This window comes from Hydrotalea sp. AMD (assembly GCF_004100315.1).
In the GTDB taxonomy this organism is placed as follows: Bacteria; Bacteroidota; Bacteroidia; order Chitinophagales; family Chitinophagaceae; genus Hydrotalea; species Hydrotalea flava.
Genome location: NZ_SCKY01000002.1, coordinates 72,873 through 93,001, shown reverse-complemented (window position 1 = coordinate 93,001; position 20,129 = coordinate 72,873). Strand labels below are relative to the sequence as shown.

15 protein-coding genes are annotated in these 20,129 nt (G+C 35.6%); 6 read left to right on the top strand and 9 right to left on the bottom strand.

The genetic code is table 11. The features are described 5' to 3' along the window. Positions 1–24: 24 nt before the first annotated feature. From htpG to EO766_RS02115, 3 genes are all read right to left on the bottom strand, one after another. Complete coding sequence (gene htpG / locus EO766_RS02125) at positions 25–1,923, bottom strand: molecular chaperone HtpG (RefSeq protein ID WP_176712986.1); 1,899 nt, start codon at positions 1,921–1,923, stop codon at positions 25–27. 159 nt (positions 1,924–2,082) lie between these two features. Continuing rightward, positions 2,083–4,158, bottom strand: a complete 2,076-nt coding sequence (locus EO766_RS02120) for a DUF5689 domain-containing protein (protein ID WP_074419605.1) — start codon at positions 4,156–4,158, stop codon at positions 2,083–2,085. Positions 4,159–4,168: 10 nt separating this feature from the next. After that, a complete protein-coding gene (locus EO766_RS02115) occupies positions 4,169–6,727 on the bottom strand; it encodes a TonB-dependent receptor (protein WP_074419967.1) in 2,559 nt (852 codons plus the stop codon). 176 nt (positions 6,728–6,903) lie between these two features. Here EO766_RS02115 and EO766_RS02110 point away from each other — a divergent pair, with 176 nt between their 5' ends. Then, positions 6,904–7,917 carry an endonuclease/exonuclease/phosphatase family protein gene (locus tag EO766_RS02110; protein WP_074419205.1) on the top strand — a complete coding sequence of 338 codons (1,014 nt, stop codon included), beginning with the start codon at positions 6,904–6,906 and terminating at the stop codon, positions 7,915–7,917. Between the two features lie 466 nt (positions 7,918–8,383). Here the strand turns inward: EO766_RS02110 and EO766_RS02105 are convergent, their stop codons facing one another. The 5 genes from EO766_RS02105 to EO766_RS02085 all read right to left on the bottom strand — a co-directional run bounded on the left by EO766_RS02105 (position 8,384) and on the right by EO766_RS02085 (position 14,590). Beyond that, complete coding sequence (locus tag EO766_RS02105) at positions 8,384–9,349, bottom strand: YitT family protein (RefSeq protein WP_074419206.1); 966 nt, start codon at positions 9,347–9,349, stop codon at positions 8,384–8,386. Between the two features lie 113 nt (positions 9,350–9,462). Then, the gene (locus EO766_RS02100; protein WP_074419207.1) at positions 9,463–11,958 is read right to left on the bottom strand and encodes a M14 family metallopeptidase; all 2,496 of its coding nucleotides are present in this window, start codon (positions 11,956–11,958) and stop codon (positions 9,463–9,465) included. 136 nt (positions 11,959–12,094) lie between these two features. Then, on the bottom strand, positions 12,095–12,499 hold the full coding sequence (locus tag EO766_RS02095) for a hypothetical protein (RefSeq protein WP_074419208.1): 405 nt from the start codon (positions 12,497–12,499) through the stop codon (positions 12,095–12,097). 211 nt (positions 12,500–12,710) lie between these two features. Next, positions 12,711–13,868, bottom strand: coding sequence for a homogentisate 1,2-dioxygenase (locus tag EO766_RS02090; protein ID WP_074419209.1), 1,158 nt, complete (start codon positions 13,866–13,868; stop codon positions 12,711–12,713). Positions 13,869–14,119: 251 nt separating this feature from the next. After that, positions 14,120–14,590 (bottom strand): hypothetical protein, encoded by a 471-nt coding sequence (locus EO766_RS02085; protein WP_074419210.1) that lies wholly within the window; start codon positions 14,588–14,590, stop codon positions 14,120–14,122. A 243-nt stretch (positions 14,591–14,833) separates the two neighbouring features. On the opposite strand from EO766_RS02085, the gene EO766_RS02080 reads away from it, so the two are divergent. The 5 genes from EO766_RS02080 to EO766_RS02060 all read left to right on the top strand — a co-directional run bounded on the left by EO766_RS02080 (position 14,834) and on the right by EO766_RS02060 (position 18,800). Then, on the top strand, positions 14,834–15,658 hold the full coding sequence (locus EO766_RS02080; RefSeq protein ID WP_074419211.1) for a tetratricopeptide repeat protein: 825 nt from the start codon (positions 14,834–14,836) through the stop codon (positions 15,656–15,658). A 51-nt stretch (positions 15,659–15,709) separates the two neighbouring features. Next, positions 15,710–16,360, top strand: a complete 651-nt coding sequence (gene rpe / locus EO766_RS02075) for a ribulose-phosphate 3-epimerase (protein ID WP_074419212.1) — start codon at positions 15,710–15,712, stop codon at positions 16,358–16,360. Between the two features lie 40 nt (positions 16,361–16,400). Beyond that, positions 16,401–16,850 carry a DUF1003 domain-containing protein gene (locus tag EO766_RS02070; protein ID WP_074419213.1) on the top strand — a complete coding sequence of 150 codons (450 nt, stop codon included), beginning with the start codon at positions 16,401–16,403 and terminating at the stop codon, positions 16,848–16,850. Between the two features lie 33 nt (positions 16,851–16,883). After that, a complete protein-coding gene (locus EO766_RS02065) occupies positions 16,884–17,555 on the top strand; it encodes a MarC family protein (RefSeq protein ID WP_074419214.1) in 672 nt (223 codons plus the stop codon). 264 nt (positions 17,556–17,819) lie between these two features. Further along, positions 17,820–18,800 carry a PhoH family protein gene (locus EO766_RS02060; RefSeq protein ID WP_074419215.1) on the top strand — a complete coding sequence of 327 codons (981 nt, stop codon included), beginning with the start codon at positions 17,820–17,822 and terminating at the stop codon, positions 18,798–18,800. Between the two features lie 46 nt (positions 18,801–18,846). On the opposite strand, the gene EO766_RS02055 is transcribed toward EO766_RS02060, so the two are convergent. Beyond that, positions 18,847–20,052, bottom strand: a complete 1,206-nt coding sequence (locus EO766_RS02055) for a bifunctional 3,4-dihydroxy-2-butanone-4-phosphate synthase/GTP cyclohydrolase II (protein ID WP_074419216.1) — start codon at positions 20,050–20,052, stop codon at positions 18,847–18,849. Positions 20,053–20,129 lie beyond the last annotated feature (77 nt).

Here is a 20,129-nt window from a genome sequence, read left to right as displayed (position 1 = left end):
CCTCCCTGAAAAAAATACAAAGTTTTATGCAGAAGCCTCTGCCTGCTGATGCATGAGTTCAATATTACGATCAATAAATCCGGTTAAATAATTTCCTTTTAACAAGCCTTGCGATAATAGCGCTAAATCTGCCAGATTTCTTACCTGCTTTTCCTGTTTTTCTTTATCATCCAACTTCAAAATATGTTGAAAAATTGGATGATTACCATTAACGGTAAGTGTAACTTCATCGGGCATTTGCGCATAGAATGATGCCATACCACCGCCAACAGCACCCATATCTTTCATACGACGCATAAATTCGGGCCTAGTAGCTACAACGGGTGTACTTTGTGAACTTAACCCTTTTAGCTCTACTGTAACATGTAAATCGTTGATGGGAAAACTAAAGAGATTTTTCAGATTTTCCTGCTCATCTTTTGAAAGTACCATTTCATTGTGTTCCTGTTTATCAATCAAATTATCTACAATATCTGCGTCCACTCTCACAAAATGTACATTTTCCCATTTCATTTCCATTGTATTAATGAAAGCCGCATCTACCAATGTTTCCATTTTAACTACTACATAGCCTTTATCTACACAGGCTTTAATAAAAGCATGTTGCTGTACCGGTTGGGTAGTGTATAAAATTACATTTTTACCATCTTTATTTTTTTGTAATGCATTCGTTGCATTCTTGTATTCCTCTATAGTATAAAATTTAGCTTTTGTTTTTTCTGCTTCGCTTTTTGCGGTATCTTCTAACACTGTCTCTTCCATAATGAGGAAACGATTGGCCTTCTCTAAAAACTTATCGTCCGTCATCATACCATACTTCACAAATAAGCCAAGGCTTTCCCATTTCTCTTCAAATGAAGCACGATCATTATTAAAAATTTCTTCTAACTTATCGGCCACTTTCTTGGTAATGTGGTTGTTGATTTTTCGAACATTCGGATCGCCTTGTAAATAACTGCGGCTTACGTTTAATGGAATATCCGGGCTATCAATTACACCATGCAGTAACATTAAAAATTCGGGAACAATATCTTTCACCTCATCGGTTACAAATACCTGATTGCTATACAACTGTATTTTGTCTTTTTGTATTTCGTAACTCTGCTTAATTTTCGGAAAGTATAAAATACCGGTTAAATTAAACGGATAATCTACATTCAGGTGTATCCAGAACAATGGCGTTTCGCCAAAAGGATATAATTCCTTATAAAACTTTTCGTAATCTTCTTTATTTAATTCACTTGGCTTTTTGGTCCAAATAGGTGCTGTATTATTAATAGGTTTTATTTTCTCATCTTCTTTCTTTTCGGCAGCAACATCAATAAAATAAATCGGAACCGGTAAGAACTTACAGAACTTTTCTAAAATACCCTTAAGCCGGTATGCATCCAAAAATTCTTTACTATCCTCGCCTACATGTAAAATAATTTTTGTACCGCGATTCCTTTTTTCTACCTCAAACAATTCAAACTCAGGGCTGCCATCACAACTCCAATAAACGGTAGGCGCATCTGCATTGTGGCTTTGGGTTAATAATTCCACTTTTTCTGCCACCATAAATGAGCTGTAAAAACCTAAACCAAAATGTCCAATAATGTTGGCATCTTTATATTTTGCTAAAAACTCTTCGGCACCACTAAAAGCCACCTGATTCAGGTATTTATCTACTTCCTCCTTTGTCATTCCCACACCGGTATCAGTAATGCTGATGGTTTTTTCTTTCGCATCTAATTCAACTTCAATTTTCAAATCGCCCAGTTCACCTTTAAACTCGCCTATTGAGGCCAATGTTTTCAATTTTTGAACCGCATCAACTGCATTACTTACCAATTCCCGAAGAAAAATTTCATGATCACTGTAAAGAAATTTTTTAATGATGGGGAAAATGTTTTCTGTTTGTACCCTAATTTGTCCTTTTTGCATAATAATAGTATTTGAAATCTTTTAAGTTGAAATTTTGACAGGCCGATATTTTTCAAATAGGTGAGGCATAACTATTCATCCAAGAAAAATTAGCCTATTGTTTGTAGACAAATTAAATACCAAAGCAACTTAAACTGACAAGCTGACAAACAAACCCATTTATTCCCAGGTGAATGAAAGATCATCTATTGCGGTAACCGGCCTACTTCCAGTTCCGGATGTGGTCGATTTTGCAACAATTCTTATCCAAATTTCTGTAGGTATATTATTGAGTAGCGAACCAAAATTTATTTGAACAGTTCCCGAACCGAATTGGCTATTTCCCGATTGCAATAATCCGGTTGCAGTAATGCTGCTGAATGTGGTTGGATTGTCGCCTAATCCGTATTCCACCGTCCAGTTAGTGGTGCGGGTACTGCTTACATCGAGCGATTGCAGTTGAAAGGATATTTGAATATTTTTTTTACCGGTAGTATTGGCCAAATGCAGTACAAAAGCCGCACCGGGATCGTACCCACCGGTTCCTGTTTGCCGAAGTGCTAATGCTCTGTTTGTTGCATTATCTTGTTGTATAGTAGTTGCATTTGAAGAAAGGCCAATTGCTGAGGCGCAGTTTTTAAACCCGCCGGTGGTATTTCCCCAACTTGTTTTTGAAGTAGCAAAATTGGTAACATTGCCCAAACTATTGCTACCTGCATTTGTGTAAACAGAACAACCGTTTGGTAAACCATTGGCAATATCATCAAAGTTGATGAGAAGAGGAGATTGATTTAATTGAATAACATTGTTCAAATTACCACTACCTCCTGAAAGCAATTCAACATCATTCAAATTACGCAACATTATAACAGCTCCGGTTTGATGAAGGCTTACAATTGCTGTTAGTTTATTAACTGCTTGAGTAGGAACCGGTGTATTATAAAAATTTGCTGTTGAATAAGTAAATAAATCAATGCTGCCGGATGGGTCTGATAAACGAACAGCATTATTCCAGAATGTTCCACTGATTGCCGGATAGTTCAATTGAATCAATGTAGATTCCCAATCGGTAATATTTTCCTGTAATTGCTGAATAGTAACCATTCGGGGAATAATTTTTTTTGAACCGGCAATTTTTGTAATAGCGGTAGTATCCATATTTTTCAGCAATAATATATTGTTTTCTTTGGTTAGCATGGCCTGATTTAATTGAACAGTTACCGAATCGCCCATTTTAAAACCATGCCCGGTATTTAATTGGAGCAGAATACCCGGCATATTTGAATCTTCCTGCAAAATCACTTCATTTTCAGGAATATTTCCCGCAGTTGCATCTGAAATAACAATACCATTGATGAATTTATCTTCCTGATAAGTATATGCAGTACCTTTATAACTATTGCGAACAGCAGCAATTGAAATTTTACTGACAGTGCTGTTCCCACATCGGGCATTTTGAAAATGAACATCTGAAGTATCACGAATCAACAATTGTTTGGTCGTTCCAAATATTGCAAAAACCGCAACCAGATTACCATTGCCTGCCGGAATTTTATTGGAAGCAAAATCTGCATAACCACTTGTTCGTAATATAATACTGTTACCGGAACAATTTTTTATGGTTAGGTTTGCAGCCTGCTTACCCACTGCATCGGCATAGGTTTTATCTAATTCATTTACAGCAAATTCTACATCGGCTAACTGAATTAAAGTACTTTGTAATGTATCCTGCAAGTTTGCAGAAAGTGTATTGATATTTACTAACCTGGGGATAACCTGATTGTTCAAACTACCTTTCAAAACATATTTATCGAATAAAGATGTTGGAAGCGGAATTAGGCTTGGATTATTGGGATCGCTGTTATCAATACCTGCTCCCAATTGTATCACGCCGCCATAATCACCCAAATACAAACCTTTTGCTTTCACTGCAATTTTTCTTCCTACAGGGTAATTGTTAAACAAATTATTACCATCCATTCGTACAGTAATTCCTCCGGTTTCATCCTGAATAATAATTTGCTTGTACCAATTACCTGATTGATCATTTGCAATTACAATACCACTAACAATTAAATCATCTGTTATCCTTTCAAAATTATTTTTAACATGCAATAATTTTAACTGCCGGATAGTAGTATTTGCGTTAAGTGTTAGTGTATCATTTGCAGGAGGTGCATCAAATGGTTTTGCGCAACTATTCATTAAAAAAAAACAGGCCGCAAAATAAAAAAATGATGCATATTTTTTCATCATACCATTGGATTTAAAATTTTAAACTAGTACTCAAAAAATATTGTATGCCATAAGCATAATAATATTTTGGAGGAAATTTTTCCGGATTTTGTGTGGCAAAATCAAATCGCATTTGTTCATACCCACCGGCAACCATTGCTTTGTTATTGAGCAAATTGGTAATACCTAAACTCACAAACAAATGGTTTGATTTTATTTTTGATTGAATTGCAGGCATTACAAACTGGTAACCCGTAAACAAATTCACAACAAAATAATCGGGTAATTTTTCGGGACGAATAATAGCATTGAACGCATTACTTTTTGTATCTAAGCCCTGCACTGCCCTTTCGGTTCTTCTAACCCGATTTAAATTAAGCCAGTTATCAGCCATATAATTACCGGATACTGTTATAAAACCCTTGCGGGTAGGCCGGTATGTTGCTGCTATATTCACAGCCTGTTGCGGCGATCCGGGCACTTTAAAATTTTTAATATAAACGGTTTCTTTTTGAATGATTTCAGAAGAATTGTCGAAAGTTACGATGGCCTGAGGCCTGTTGGTATAGCGGTTATTGGCCAAAGTAAAAGCGCCTGCAAATTGTAGCTTGTCATTCCATCTCAATTCAGCACCCAATTCTATACCCGCATTCATCTGGTTAATATTACTTAAAGCATCATTCACAAAACCCTTTACACCATCATCATAAAATGTATAAATTTTTAATGCATCTTGAATTGTGGTTAAATAGCCGGTAATACGTAATTTAATGAATGAAGTATTTAAATGATAGTTTAATTCATATGCTGCATATTTTGTGCTGGTAATATTGTCCTGAGTAGCAGCTCTTGTTCGGGGTGATAGAAATACATCTGAATAATAAGGTGGCATTGAAAGCCAGGCCATATTTAAACTGAAGTAATTTTTACCATTTAATTTGTAAGTAATCCCCGATTTAAATGCATAATTGAGAAAAGTATTTGTTGTAGAATGGCCATAAGAGCTTTGGGGGAACAGACCATTTTTAACTAAACCTAATCGTTGAAAACCGGTATAACTCAATGCCTCGGCAGCAAAAAAATCAAAGTGTCTGAATTGTTTGGAAATCTGAAAAAAACGGGAAGCCTTCCAGATATTCATTTGAAAATCGTATCCATATTTTTCGCCTTTCTTTACCAACCGGTTAGGATGCAATATATCATTTTGTAAAGCATTTGTATTCGCAACCAGATTCTGGTCAGCAAACTGATTCCAATTCACAAAAAAATCGCCCCCTAATAAATCGTTTACCGTTTGAAAATAATGGCTTTGCTGATATTGAACAGTGCCTCCGGCAGTGAGCTGCCAGTTTCCTGAATAGTTTTTATGTAATACAGGAGAAAGTACAAAAAAAGTATTCAGTACATTATTATCTCTTAATATATAACGACTTCTTAACCCGTTAATATTATTGCCATTTATACCATTTACATTGGCAATGGTTTCTTTACTATTTTGGTTAATTTCATAAAAATTTTCCCAATTCAGTTGCAATAAATTCGGTTCATTTTCCAATCGTTTTTTTACCTGCATTTGTAAATCCGGATCTGTTTGAAAAGAGGGTAAATACCGATAATAATCGGGACGAGGGTCAGGTGCATTGTGCCAATCTAAACCTCTGCTTTTTTGTAGCCCTATACTAACTAATGCCCCCAAATTAAAAGTGCTTTGCTGATCAATCCTCCATTGATAATTCGATACAATTAGTGGTTGTATATTTCGATATTCAGCTGCATTGCGCTTCCGGTTATTCTGATATCCCCAATTGGGATTATAATAACGATTACCTGCCAATTGCATAGCTTCTAAAGTTGTGGCTGCAGCCTGACCATTTATTGCAGAAGACCCTAAAAAACTAAATGTGAGCAAATGTTTAGATGAAATGATTTTATTGGCAGCAAAAAAGAGTGATAAATAATTGGTATAAGTACCTGGAACATAAGATTCTTTTGCCCATTGCCATGCAGTGCTGTATATAAATGACCATCCCTTTTTTAACTGGCCACTGTAATGCGCATAATTGAAGCGATGGGAATAATTTTTATTGGCAACGCTGTAGTTTAAAATATTTTGTCGTTGTTGCTGAATGGGTGCAATATGAATATTGATGACATTACCCAGATTGCCGAAAGAAAATTGATTGGGTTGTAACCCTATTACCATTTCACGTGATTTAAATACGCCTGTTAACCCCATCCATAAATTCACCAACGTATTGCCATTAGCCAGATCCTCGAGTGGCACTCCATTTAAATAAGTAGTAAATAAAGATTTAGAATAGCCACGCATTTTAAAACGAGCTATATTCCAATTGAAAGCTGCAGCATTGTAAAATGCATCTCTTCCGGCTGAAAGTAAAGATGCATACTGTTGATTATTTTCACCATCCAATGTAGCATCTTCTAATACTACCAACGCCATTTCATCAGCAGTTTGTTGGCGAAGTTGCTGCCAGTAAACACTTTCCGTATTTTTTGATGTATCTGTAACCGGCTGGGCCATGAGCATACTAAAGCCACCCAGACAAAAAAAGAGAAAAACATAATGCATATAGATATTGTATTTAAGCAAAGCAGTTTTACCCACTTACCTAACGCACTATCCGGCATCAATCCGCTCACACCAAAACAGAACAATTGCCATCTAAAAAATTAAATTTAATAAATTTTTTAATTACTTTAACTATTTTTTAATATTTTTATTTTTTAAGCATAATCCTCTGTGAAATGAAACCAATATTCTCACTATTTCTTGTAACATGCCTGCTTGCAAATAGCCAACAAAAATCCATTTTCAAATCAGCTACCATTATTTTTTATAATACAGAAAATTTATATGATACGATTCAAAACCCGTTATACAGAGATGAGGAGTTTACCCCAACAGGAGCAAGAAAATATTCCGGTACTATATATACCAGTAAATTAAATAACATTGTTCAGACATTGGCCAGTATTGGCAGCAATTTGCCTGCATTCATTGGGCTGGCAGAAATAGAAAATGATTGGGTACTAAACGATATCGTCAACCATTCCAGGTTGAGAACTGCCAACTACTCGTTTGTGCATTATGACAGCAGAGATGCCAGAGGAATTGATGTTGCCCTGCTCTACCAACCCTCCTATTTCAAAGTCATTCAAAGCAAAGCCATTCAGGTAATTTTACCGGAAGGAAGTAAAACAAGCAGATATACCAGAGATATTTTATGGGTGGAAGGATTTCTGGACGGAGAACTCATTGACATATACATCAACCACTGGCCATCCAGATATGGAGGAACCAATGCCAGTGAACCGGCAAGAATGTATGCTGCGAATGTATTAAAACGGCATATAGACAGCATTAAACAAATTGAGATAGGAAGAAAAATTATCATCATGGGCGACTTCAACGACAATCCATCCAACAAAAGTATTTATCAGATTTTAGGCGCAAAAGAAAAAGCCATTGCCAATAATTTGTATAACCCATTTCATGCGCTTTATATGAAAGGCATTGGCACACTTGCTTTTCAGGATGCCTGGGCGCTTTTTGATCAGATTATTTTGTCGCAGGAATGGTTAGATAAAAAACAGAAAGGTTTTTTTTATTATAGAAGTGGTATTTATAATGCTTCTTTTTTAACCGAAAATATTGGCAAGTATAAAGGATATCCAATGCGTTCATGGGATGGATATCAATTCAGAAATGGTTATAGTGACCACTACCCGGTTTATCTCAGTTTATTGAAATCGTTCTGATTGAAGGTACAATGAAATTAGATAACATGATCAAATTCATTGCCAATAAAAATACTGACTTTTAATGTACAGCCATTTCCCGGAGAAGATTCAATTAACAATTTACCATTGTGCAGCAAAAGCCGGTTCGCAATATTTCTTAGGCCAATTCCTTTGGTTTTTTTGAGGTATCAAATCCCTGTCCGTTATCTTTCAAAATAAGATTTACATAACTATGCTCGGAAGAGCGTTCAATAATAGCTTCGGCAGCATATGCATGTTTTAAAATATTAACGCGTTGTGCTATTAAGCTCTGAAAAACTTACTGAGCATATGTTTCAATAAACTTGGCTCAACAGCCATTAGTTATACAGAGTTTACTGAAACACTATTAGGCAATGAGTTTCAAACGAAAACAGATTTTAATAGCATAACACTTTAAAACATTAGATCAAAAATCTAATTCAAAGCTTTGATTTACAATCGTCTATAATCCTCTTTTTTTAATCATTCCACCTTTGGTGTCTTTTACACTGCTCATTACAACAAATGCATTTGAATCTACCCGTTCAATTTCTGCACTTAATTTATTCAACTCCAAACGGGTTACTACTGTATAAATGATATCTACTTCTTTGGTTTCGCCATTTTTGCCAAATCCGCGTTTACCGTTATACACCGTTACGCCTCTTCCCATTTTATGAATAATCATTTGCCGGATAGTTTCATGATAAGGCGAAATAATGGTAACACCAATGTATTCATCAATACCTTCTACAATAAAATCTAAGGTTTTAGAAGCTGCCAAATAAGTAATGAGTGAATACATAGCTGCTTCAATAGAAAGTAAATACGCTGCAGCACAAAATATGATTACATTAATTACAACAATTATATCCCCAATGGTAGTTCGTAATTTTTTACTTAAAAAAATAGCCAAAATTTCGGTACCATCAATTACTGCACCCCCCCGAACAGAAAGTCCGATACCGGCGCCCAAAAAAAATCCGCCAAATACTGCTACCAACAAATGATCTTTTGTAATTACCGGAAACTGAATAAATGCCAAACACATGGCCAAACCTGTAATTGCGAAAGTAGTTTTAATGGCAAATGCCCGATTGATAACTTTAAATGCCATTAAAATAAAAGGTATGTTGATTAGAATAATATAAACATAAATGGGCAAATGGGTAAGTGCGGCCATCAATAATGAAATACCGGTTACACCACCATCAATAAACTTATTGGGTAATAAAAAGCCTTTTAATCCAAAGGCTGCTGAAAAAATTCCACCCAACATCAATGCCACATCTTTTATCAATCGAAAGAAAAGCAGCTTGAAAAAACGGAATCCTTTGGCTTTTTTATAACTGGAATCGTCTTTGTTTATAAAAAAGCTTTTCTTTTTTAAAATTTGATGATAAATAAATTGCGACCAAAGTGGATTCATTTTTTATGAACAATATACAAAATTTAAGCGAAAAATCGGGTATAATTTAAGAATGAAACCCAACAAAAATGCCAGATAAATTCGGGTATTTCATAAAAAATATATTATAATAATTAATTAACCATGAAAACAGCATTGGCAAACATCAATTTTCCATTTTCCCAAAACATTCTGAAAATTGGATCATCAGCCATAAATACATAAATGCCTTTTCCTACAGGTTGTGTGCCAAACAATACGCCATTTTTAATTTTATCTTTTAACTGGTTACCTACAAAACCGGCCACATAATTGTTATCTGCAATTGTTCCTACATTCCATCCATTGTTAACATATTCGTATACATGATCATTTTGTTTTAATGTATAATAAACTTTATCGTAACCATACGCCAATGGGTTGGTATTATCTAACTGAACACTATAAATACTGCCGGGAATGGAAAAAGATAAACGATCTCTGTCTTGCTGATCATAAACAGGTAATTTATTTACTGAAATGGTGTCGTCTGTTTTTTGCCTTTTTAATTTTAGGCCAAATAAATTGGTTCCAACAATTGCGGTAGCATTTTGCAGGGTAATTAACTTACCGCCGCTTTGTACAAAATTTTTTAATTTTTCTGATACAGCTTTATCATTCAATACCCTATAATATCCATCCGGTATGATGATAACGGTATAAGCACTTAAATTCAAACGGTACAAATCAACAGCATTTAATAAGGTAAGCGGATATTGCAATGCTTTATCAAAATAATTCCATACTTCGCCTGCATCGGTTGCAGAACTTTGTTCACCAGTTATTAAAGCTACTTTAGGTGCATGAATAACCTGAATATCAGGACTTCCAAAATCAGGCCCCTTCTGCATTAATCCGGTGTTTACGGGAACGGGTGTAATATTATACAAAGTTGCAGCCGACTGAACTAACGATACCCAGTTTACGTTATCGTTACTGGTTTTTAAAACCAATAGCGTTCCATCGGGATAAGTAATATTATTGTAGGTAATTGGTTTGGCAGTTACCCGTACTTTCACTTTGTTTTTTATTAAGTATGCCAGCAATTTTGCAGCATTAAATGATTGATAGGGAATAATATAGCCATAATCACTTGCAACAACATTGGCAACATTTACTGCACCAGGAAATTGCTTTAAAGTTATCTTTTCATTGATAGCGTAAGCATCTAACCCAAAAGTATAGGGAATACTCCAGGCAGTAATATCGTAAGTAGCACTGTCTGAAAATTTTGATTTCGGTTCAAATAAAACCCTTGCCAAACTACTTTTAGGCTGGTACATGGATACCGCTAATTGATATTTCTGCAATTTTACATCTTCCACAGCATTGTTAACATAATGATAGCCTTTGTAGTTTCCTTCCATCACACCATATTCAATTCGATTATTATCGAGTAATTTTTTTACTGCATTGATTTTATTGAGATCATTACTGCTAACAACATAGGTTTTGTATACACTATTGGCAGCATTGTTATTATTCTCGTAGTATTTCTTAAAATTATCTATTAATTGCTGATGTTGGAGTGCAGATACCTGAACTGTTGAGATACCGGTTGTAAAATGATGCATTACCCTGTCGCGAAGTGTAAGTGTATCACCATCATCATTAATTACACCAAGGCCTGCACGTATACCACCCTGCTCAAACGTCATTCCTATTGCGCCATTGTATAATGGATAAGTATCACCATAAGATGGGTAAAATAAATCGAAGCGCTCTTTGGTAAAATATAGCCATCCATTTTTATCAAAATAAGATGCATTGTTTTTACCTATCAATACCTGAAAATCCCTCTGCCATTTTGTAATTACTTCATGATAAGGTTCTGCAGCCGGTGCAAAATAGTAAGGTTCATTAAAACCCTGTTCATGATAATCAACATGTACTTCCGGCATCCATTGCTGGTATAAATTCAGGCGTTGTTGTGTTTCAATTTGTGTTTGCCATGCCCAATCGCGGTTTAAATCAAAATTATAGTGATTGGTTCTGCCACCAGGCCAGGGTTCTGCATGCTCTCTTGACTGCACATCCACATTCATATTTACGCCAACTACGCTATTATACCAATTAATGTAACGGTCGCGACCATCGGGATTAATACAGGGATCCATGATAATGACTTCATGTTGTAACCATTCCTGGGCATCTTTATTATCGGGTTTCAATAAAGTATATAAAGTTAGCATAGCAGCTTCGCTTGATGCGGCTTCATTACCATGCACATTATAACTTAACCACACAATGGGGGGCACATTATTGGATACGGGTGCCACAATATCCTGCAATAAACCGGTTAAGCGTAAATTATTTTTTCGGATTTCTTCCAGTTGCTTATGATTTTCCGGATTGGCAATGATGGCAACCATTAATTCCCTGCCTTCGTTGGTTGTACCATAAGGTTGAATGGTTACCCAATCTGGCCGTTCTTTTGCAATAAGTTTAAAATAATCTACAATTTGATGGTGCCTGGTAAAGCGGCTTCCAATAGGATAACCCAAAAATTCTTCAGGACTGGTAATGGTGTTTTGTGCCATTAAACTTCCTGACACCAAAAGCAAAACAAATAACATAAGCCATTTTCTCATACAATCAATTATTTATAAGCTTCAATAATTTAATCTACTGCCGATTATGCAGTTAAAGTTGTGAATATAGGTAAAGAAAAAAAGCAGTCCAAAAGACTGCTCTTGTTTTTGATGAAAGGAAAAATTACAACTACTGTTACATGGGTGCAGTTGTTAAATGAATTTTAGTCATATCTGCATAATGGTTTTGCAATTGATGGATGTAATGAACGTTGGGATGATATCTTCTATCTTCTCTGTACCACATATCTAAACCTGAAAAATCGCCTTCACCGGGTATTAACATTCTAAAAGCACCCTTACTATATTTTATGGAACCATCTGCCTGAACTTCTTTTTTAAAATGTAGTTTTTGTAATTGTTCATCATTCAGTGGCAGGGGTTCTAAATCATCAGGTTCATACCAAAATTCCTGTACTTCAGTTGCTACACATACCTGTTTTTCATCATGGTTAAGGTCGGTTACTTCCCCTTCCCATTGTTTTCCTTCAAAGGTGCATTTTACATAATCACCTATTTTAAGATCGTTGAATGGTATCATATTGGCAAATTTTTAGAACATGAATATAAAAAAATTATTCGGACAAAAAACAGACTAATTTGGCTCATTTGTAATTGCAATAATGTTTTTTAGTGCCAAATTTCGCTGCAAGGCAGTTTGAATAAAGATTGCAACACAAATCTTTCATCCGAAACAAACAAACAAACTTTATCAACGCCTTACCATCCGGGCAGGCTTTTTTCTGTAAATTTTATTCTGCCCAACTCATTACATAGCCTTTATTTTCAATATTAATAGCTGTTTCTGTGAGCTGCAGTGGATGAAAAGTATCAACCATTACCGCCAGTTCCCGTGTTTCTTTTTTACCGATACTTTTTTCAACTGCTCCAGGATGTGGACCATGTGGTATTCCTGCAGGATGTAAAGTAATCATTCCTCTGCTAACATTTTTACGGCTCATAAAATCACCATCTACATAATACAAAACTTCATCACTATCAATATTACTGTGATTATAAGGTGCCGGAATTGCGAGTGGATGATAATCATATAACCGGGGCACAAAACTACAAATCACAAAATTATTGGCTTCAAATGTTAAATGAATGGGAGGGGGTTGGTGTACCCTGCCAGTGATGGGTTCAAAATCGTGAATACTTAAAATATAGGGATAGCAACAGCCATCCCACCCTATCACATCAAACGGGTGATGTGCATAATGAACACCATACAGCATGCCTTGTTTTTTTGTTTGAATCAAAAAATCGCCTTTAGCATCAACGGGCTCTTTAAATTCAGGTACTTTTAAATCGCGTTCTGTATAAGGAGAATGTTCTAACAACTGGCCATTTTTACTCACATATTTTTTGGGGAAACGAATGGGGCTAAAAGATTCCACTATCAGTAATCTGTTACTGTTGTTTTGAAAACTAATTTGGTAAATGGTTCCTCTGGGTATAACAATATAATCACCATACTGAAAATAAAGATCTCCATATTGCGTATGTAGAATACCATTTCCTTCATGAATAAAAAGCAGCTCATCTGCATCTGCATTTTTATAAAAATAGTTTTCCATACTTTTTTCCGGGGCAGCTACAGTTACCATGCAATCACGATTTACCAGTAAAGGTTTACGGCTCTCCAAAAAATCGGGCACCGGTTTTATATTAAATGTTTCAAAACACCGGTGATGCAGCATTTTTTCTTCGGCTATTACCGGTGTAACATTTACAGCAGCATCTGTTTTTATTATTTGAGTGGGCGGGTGATAATGATACAGCAGGGTATAATCGTTACTAAAGCCTTCAGTAGAAAATAATTGTTCTGAATATAATGATCCATCAGATTTTTTAAACTGGGTATGTCGTTTAGGCGGGATATTCCCTCTTTGAATATAATATGGCATTGTGTTGATTTTATTGTGATAGAATATGCAAAACCATTAGCTATGCTGGTTTGTTTAATAAAAGCCACGGGGCACGTTGAAAGTGCCAACATAGAATGCAGGAAAACATATTTCCAGCCACGCTTATCTATCCAGTAAAGAATATTCCTGCAATAAGGCATAAGGCAATCGTATTCACTCAAAGATACAAAAACAAAAGAGGCCGAAGCCTCTTATAATAATAAAATGGATTGGAGTGAATGAAATTGAAATTAAAAACCTCTGAACAATGGAACATCGCCAAAACGACCGGGCCAGGGTATAGAAGATAGAATAATAACAAGGGCCAACACATAGAATAACAGTAGTTTTTTGTTCTTTTTTGAAGGTTCTGCTTCCTTTTTGGCTATCCCGCGGGTAAGAGTAATCAATATAATGGCAATTATCATCCCTGTAATATGTTCCACCGCCCAAAAACGTAGTACTGCATCTTTCATAACCGTTGCAGCACCCATTGTTCTAAAAAAAACGAAGCCTTTGGGACCAAAAAAATATTGATATAACCCAATTAATAAAGTAATGTGTGCGGCAATCATTAGCCATAAATTCATTTTTTTGGCCACGCTGCTCAAAGGTTTTTGCATTTTGGCAATGCTGTTAATAATGCCAACTATTAACAGAATTAAAATAATCCAGCGTAACCAGCTGTGTAAAACAAGCAGAAAACTATCCAAAGCACTCATATTTAAAATATTGAAGATTTAAAAAATATACTGCCCGAAGATATAACTTTCAATTACAAAACAACCGATAAGTAGTAATATTTTCTTATAAACAACAGAACTTGGCATTCAACGGCTTACACTGATTTTTATAACATTTTTTATGCGCAGGCACTTGTACTTTTGTACAATACAGGAAAAGAATAACAAAACGTTTTTTCATTTAACAAATAATGATTATTTTAACAAAGTAAATAGTGCTTCATGAAAATATTGCCCGCTATAATATCAAGCATCCTGATTGTATTATTAATGGCAGGATGTACCAACCGCAACTCAGAAAAGCAGGCTAAAACAGACAGCAATCAAACAATAGTACTAACACCCTATATTAAAAATTTAAAAACAGCAATTGCCACACATCCGGATAGTGTAGGTATTCGTTTGAAATTGATTGATGCTTATGACAGCTTGAACTTATTTAAACCGGCAATAATGGAGTTAGATTCACTCATTGCAAAAGATGAATTCAATTACGGCCTTTGGTACCGTAAAGGACGTTTATCTGAAAATGCAGAAGATACCGCTGCTGCCATAGATGCCTACAGGCACGCAACTGAAATATATCCTGCACCAGATGCTTTGCTTTCATTGGCAAATTTATACGCAGAAAAAAAGAATAAAGAAGCCCTGAAACTATGTAATCAAATAGCTGAATTAAGATTAGGCCGCGAAACAAATGCTAATTGCTTATTTATAACCGGCGTTTATTATGCTCGAACAGGACAAAAGAATAAGGCACTGCAGGCATTTGATCAATGCATTAATCAAAACTTCGCATACATGGAGGCATATTTAGAAAAAGGATTTATTTATTATGATCAAAAAGATTATGCCATCGCCTTAAAAATTTTTCATATGGCATCGAATGTAAACAATACTTATCCTGACGCTTATTACTGGCAGGCCAAATGCTATGAGGCCCTGCAACAAACAAACGATGCCATAAAAAATTACCAAACATCCCTTACTTTAGATCCTACCCTACATGAAGCTGCCACTGCCATTAAAAGATTAGAAAAGCATTAGGCAACTGCAAAAAGAAAATTTAATTACTCAACACATAAACAACATTGTACTATGCCAATTATAGCCCCTTCAATTTTAGCTGCCAATTTCTTGCAACTACAACAAACCTGTGCTATGCTGAATGAAAGTAAAGCAGACTGGTTTCATTTAGATATTATGGATGGCCGCTTTGTACCCAATATTAGTTTTGGTATTCCGGTAGTAAACGCCATTAAAAAGGCTACTTCAAAAATATTGGATGTACATTTAATGATTGTGGAACCTGAAAAATATATTGATGATTTTAAAAAAGCCGGTGCAGATAGTATAACGGTTCATGTAGAAGCCTGCCCGCATTTACACCGTAATATTCAACAAATAAAAGATGCAGGTTTAAAAGCAGGTGTTGCTCTAAATCCACACACCCCAATTTGCATGTTAGAAAATATTCTTTCGGATATTGATATGGTTTTAATAATGAGTGTAAATCCCGGTTTTGGCGGACAATCTTTTATTCCTAATAGTTTACACAAAATAAAAGAATTAAGAAAGTTACTAAACAAAGTTGCTCCGGAAGTTTTAATTGAAGTAGACGGTGGCATTACATTAAAAAATGCAGCAGCTGTTATACAAAGCGGCGCCAATGTTTTGGTGGCTGGAAGCGCTATCTTCAATACCCAGCACCCTGATGCTACAATAGAACAATTTAAAATGGTGGTATAATAGTTTACCAATAATAATGTAACCCTGAACTTGTAAATATATGAACGAGTATAATAAAGAAAGCAATCATTCACAACACACAACCAGTCCGGTAGTAAATGTGAATGTTGCTTACAAAGAACATCTTACCTCATTAAATAAATTAGCCTTATGGATTACCATCAGAGTAGGCAGTATGGGTTTTTTCATTATCATTTTTACCTGGTCGGCCTTATGGTTACTGTGGAATACCATTGGACCAAAGTCGCTTAGATTTGATCCTTATCCTGCCTTTGTGTTTTGGTTATTTATTTCAAACCTGATTCAAATTTTATTGATGCCACTCATTATGGTAGGCCAAAACCTGCAAGGCATACATGCAGAAATAAGAGCTGAAACAGATTTTAGAATTAACCAAAAAGCTGAGGCTGAAATTGAATCAATTTTGGTTCACTTAGAAAAACAAAATGAGTTGATTTTAGAAATATTGAAGAAATTAGATTCGAAATAAAAGTAAAAAAATACAAACTGCATCGAAACCATCATGGAGCTTATACTATCGTTTTTAAATCTTGTGTTCATTGGATTTGTGGCATTATTTCCACCGGTAAATCCTATTGGAACTGCATTGGTAATGGATCCTTTACTGCACAATTTGGAAGAAAAACAAAGAAGAATAGCAGCAAAAAAAATTGCCACTTATAGTTTTATCATTTGTGCGGTTTCAACCATTACCGGGAGTTGGATTTTTAAATTATTTGGCATTTCCATTCCGGTTGTACAAGTAGCAGGCGGTATATTAATTTGCAAAATGGGATGGCAACTGCTATCTTCTGACAATGACATCAAAACATCGGAAGAAACGAAAAGCCCCGATACCAAAACTGATATGGAAAGTGTCAATAAAATTTTATTTTATCCATTATCATTTCCCATGACTACCGGTGCAGGAACTATATCTGTTTTGCTAACCTTAAGTGCACATGGGCATGCCAAAAAAGTATCTACTTATTTTATTAATTTGGGCGCTTTGCTTTTTGCTGTGCTTTTAATGGCTGTACTTATTTTTTTGAGCTACGCTTATACACCCATTCTCATCAAAAAACTGGGTGCCAAAGGCGGTCAAATTGTAAACAGATTAAGTGCCTTTTTAGTTTTTTGCGTAGGCTTACAAATTGCCACCAGTGGAATCATACACCTCATCAAACCTGCATAATTTTGCATTTGAACACAATAATTGTTTGAAATAGGGGGAATGCTGTTAACATAAAAATAATTGCATTGCATTTTCTGTTTTCAATACCATTCAATCAAGAAAAAAGGTTTATAGTTATTTTTAAAAGCGTGATACTTAAACTTCAATAATTCTTTCCACAATATGTGCAAAAACAAGTTTGTTATTTCATCAATAAAATAAATTAAATTTGAGAAAGCAGCAAACAGAAATAAATAATTTTATTCAACCTAAAACGAATAAACATTGACAGACACCATTATTAGCCTTAACAGCGTTAATCCCATTGAATTCTTCGGCGTTAACAACGGCAAATTAGATTTATTAAAAAAGAAATTTCCATTATTAAAAATTTTATCAAGAGGTACTCAAATAAAAATTAGTGGTGCTCCGGAACAAATAGAAGTAGCCAAAGAAAAAATTGAACTCATTCTGCAATACTTAGAACGGAATGGGCATTTAAGTGAAAATTATTTTGAACAGATATTAGGTGGAGATGATGCAGAAACCGTTGACAATTTTGTAGACCGGCACCCCAATGACATTTTAGTTTTTGGACCAAATGGCAAAACAGTACGTGCCAGAACGGCCAACCAGAAAAAAATGGTACAGGCTATTGATAAAAATGATATTGTTTTTGCCATTGGGCCGGCAGGTACCGGTAAAACTTATACTGCTGTTGCATTAGCGGTTAGAGCTTTAAAAAATAAAGTGGTAAAAAAAATTATTCTTACCCGGCCTGCTGTTGAAGCAGGCGAAAGTTTGGGTTTTTTACCCGGCGATTTAAAAGAAAAAATTGACCCGTATTTACGCCCTTTATATGATGCTTTGGATGATATGATTCCTGCGGATAAACTGGGATATTATATGACTACCCGTACTATTGAGATTGCTCCGTTGGCTTACATGCGTGGCCGTACATTAGACAATGCCTTCATTATTTTAGATGAAGCGCAAAACACCAATGATTTGCAGTTGAAAATGTTTTTAACACGTATTGGTGCCAATGCAAAAGCCATTATTACCGGCGATCCTACGCAAATAGACTTACCCCGCAATCAACGCAGTGGTTTGCATAAAGCTTCACGCATTTTGCAAAATATTGATGGCATAGCACATGTTGAATTATCGGAAGAAGATGTAGTACGGCATAAGTTGGTAAAAGCCATTATTAAAGCCTATGAAAAGGAATATGAAAAAGAGGAAGCATTTTTAAAAGAAAGATAAATTAATGCAAAAAAGGTAAGCGAATAATGGCTACCTTTTTTTTAAGTTATTTCTTTTTCAAAATTTCGTGCCCCATTTTGTCGCGTTTGGTTTGTAAATATTTTTCATTGAATGGGTTGGGTGGAATTTCAATGGGAATAATATCAACAATTTCTAAGCCATAACCTTTTAATGCTGCTCTTTTCTTGGGGTTATTACTCATTAAACGAAGTTTGGTTACGCCTAAAGCCCGCAACATTTGTGCACCTACACCATAATCACGCTCATCCATGGCAAAACCCAGATGCAGATTGGCCTCTACAGTATCCATGCCTTCTTCCTGTAAGCGATAAGCTTTTAATTTATTCATCAACCCAATGCCTCTGCCTTCCTGATTCATGTATAAAATAACGCCTTTACCTTCAGCCTGTACCATTTGCATAGCTTTGTGCAACTGATCGCCACAATCGCAACGAAAACTGCCTAAAATATCGCCTGTAAAACAACTGCTGTGTACACGGGTTAAAACGGGTTCATCCGGCTTCCACTCCCCTTTTATTAATGCCAGGTGCTCACCACCGGAAATTTTTTCTTTAAAAGCCACCAATTTAAAATAGCCATATTTGGTGGGCATTTCTACCCGGGTAACTTCTTCAATCAATGAATCGGATTGCAGCCTGTATTCAATCAAATCTTTAATTGAAATAATTTTCAAATCAAATTTTTTTGCAATTTTTAATAACTGCGGCAATCGAGCCATAGTGCCATCTTCATTCATAATTTCAACCAGCACGCCGGCTTCTTCAAAACCTGCCAAACGTGCCAAATCAACAGTTGCTTCGGTATGTCCGGTACGGCGCAAAACGCCACCTCTCTTCGCTCTCAGCGGAAAAATATGACCGGGCCTACCCAAATCATCCGGTTTTGTATTAGGGTCAATTAAAGCCTGAATGGTTTTGGCCCTGTCATGGGCACTGATGCCGGTGGTGCAACCATGCCCCAGCAAATCAACACTCACGGTAAAGGGTGTTTCGTGCAATGCGGTATTTTGGTTCACCATTAAATTGAGTCGAAGCTTATCGGCCAATGCTTCTGAAATGGGGGCACAAATCAATCCACGGCCTTCCTTGCTCATAAAATTGATGATTTCCGGTGTTACATTTCGTGCAGCAGTAATAAAATCTCCTTCATTTTCACGGTCTTCATCATCTACAACAATCACTAATTTGCCATTTTTAATGGCTTCAATTCCTTCTTGGATAGAATGCAACATGTTTCAATATTATCTTACAAAAGTACAGATTAGGTACTGTTTTATTTAAAAATATAAAATCTGCGAGCACATTGGAT

Bases quoted from the DNA above. Each gene is read 5' to 3' on its own strand.
- EO766_RS02110 (WP_074419205.1), top strand. From the start codon at position 6,904: ATGAAACCAATATTCTCACTATTTCTTGTAACATGCCTGCTTGCAAAT.
- EO766_RS02115 (WP_074419967.1), bottom strand. From the start codon at position 6,727: ATGCATTATGTTTTTCTCTTTTTTTGTCTGGGTGGCTTTAGTATGCTC.
- htpG (WP_176712986.1), bottom strand. From the start codon at position 1,923: ATGCAAAAAGGACAAATTAGGGTACAAACAGAAAACATTTTCCCCATC.
- EO766_RS02100 (WP_074419207.1), bottom strand. From the start codon at position 11,958: ATGAGAAAATGGCTTATGTTATTTGTTTTGCTTTTGGTGTCAGGAAGT.
- EO766_RS02120 (WP_074419605.1), bottom strand. From the start codon at position 4,158: ATGATGAAAAAATATGCATCATTTTTTTATTTTGCGGCCTGTTTTTTT.
- EO766_RS02065 (WP_074419214.1), top strand. From the start codon at position 16,884: ATGGAGCTTATACTATCGTTTTTAAATCTTGTGTTCATTGGATTTGTG.
- EO766_RS02085 (WP_074419210.1), bottom strand. From the start codon at position 14,590: ATGAGTGCTTTGGATAGTTTTCTGCTTGTTTTACACAGCTGGTTACGC.
- EO766_RS02090 (WP_074419209.1), bottom strand. From the start codon at position 13,868: ATGCCATATTATATTCAAAGAGGGAATATCCCGCCTAAACGACATACC.
- EO766_RS02095 (WP_074419208.1), bottom strand. From the start codon at position 12,499: ATGATACCATTCAACGATCTTAAAATAGGTGATTATGTAAAATGCACC.
- EO766_RS02070 (WP_074419213.1), top strand. From the start codon at position 16,401: ATGAACGAGTATAATAAAGAAAGCAATCATTCACAACACACAACCAGT.
- EO766_RS02105 (WP_074419206.1), bottom strand. From the start codon at position 9,349: ATGAATCCACTTTGGTCGCAATTTATTTATCATCAAATTTTAAAAAAG.
- rpe (WP_074419212.1), top strand. From the start codon at position 15,710: ATGCCAATTATAGCCCCTTCAATTTTAGCTGCCAATTTCTTGCAACTA.
- EO766_RS02055 (WP_074419216.1), bottom strand. From the start codon at position 20,052: ATGTTGCATTCTATCCAAGAAGGAATTGAAGCCATTAAAAATGGCAAA.
- EO766_RS02080 (WP_074419211.1), top strand. From the start codon at position 14,834: ATGAAAATATTGCCCGCTATAATATCAAGCATCCTGATTGTATTATTA.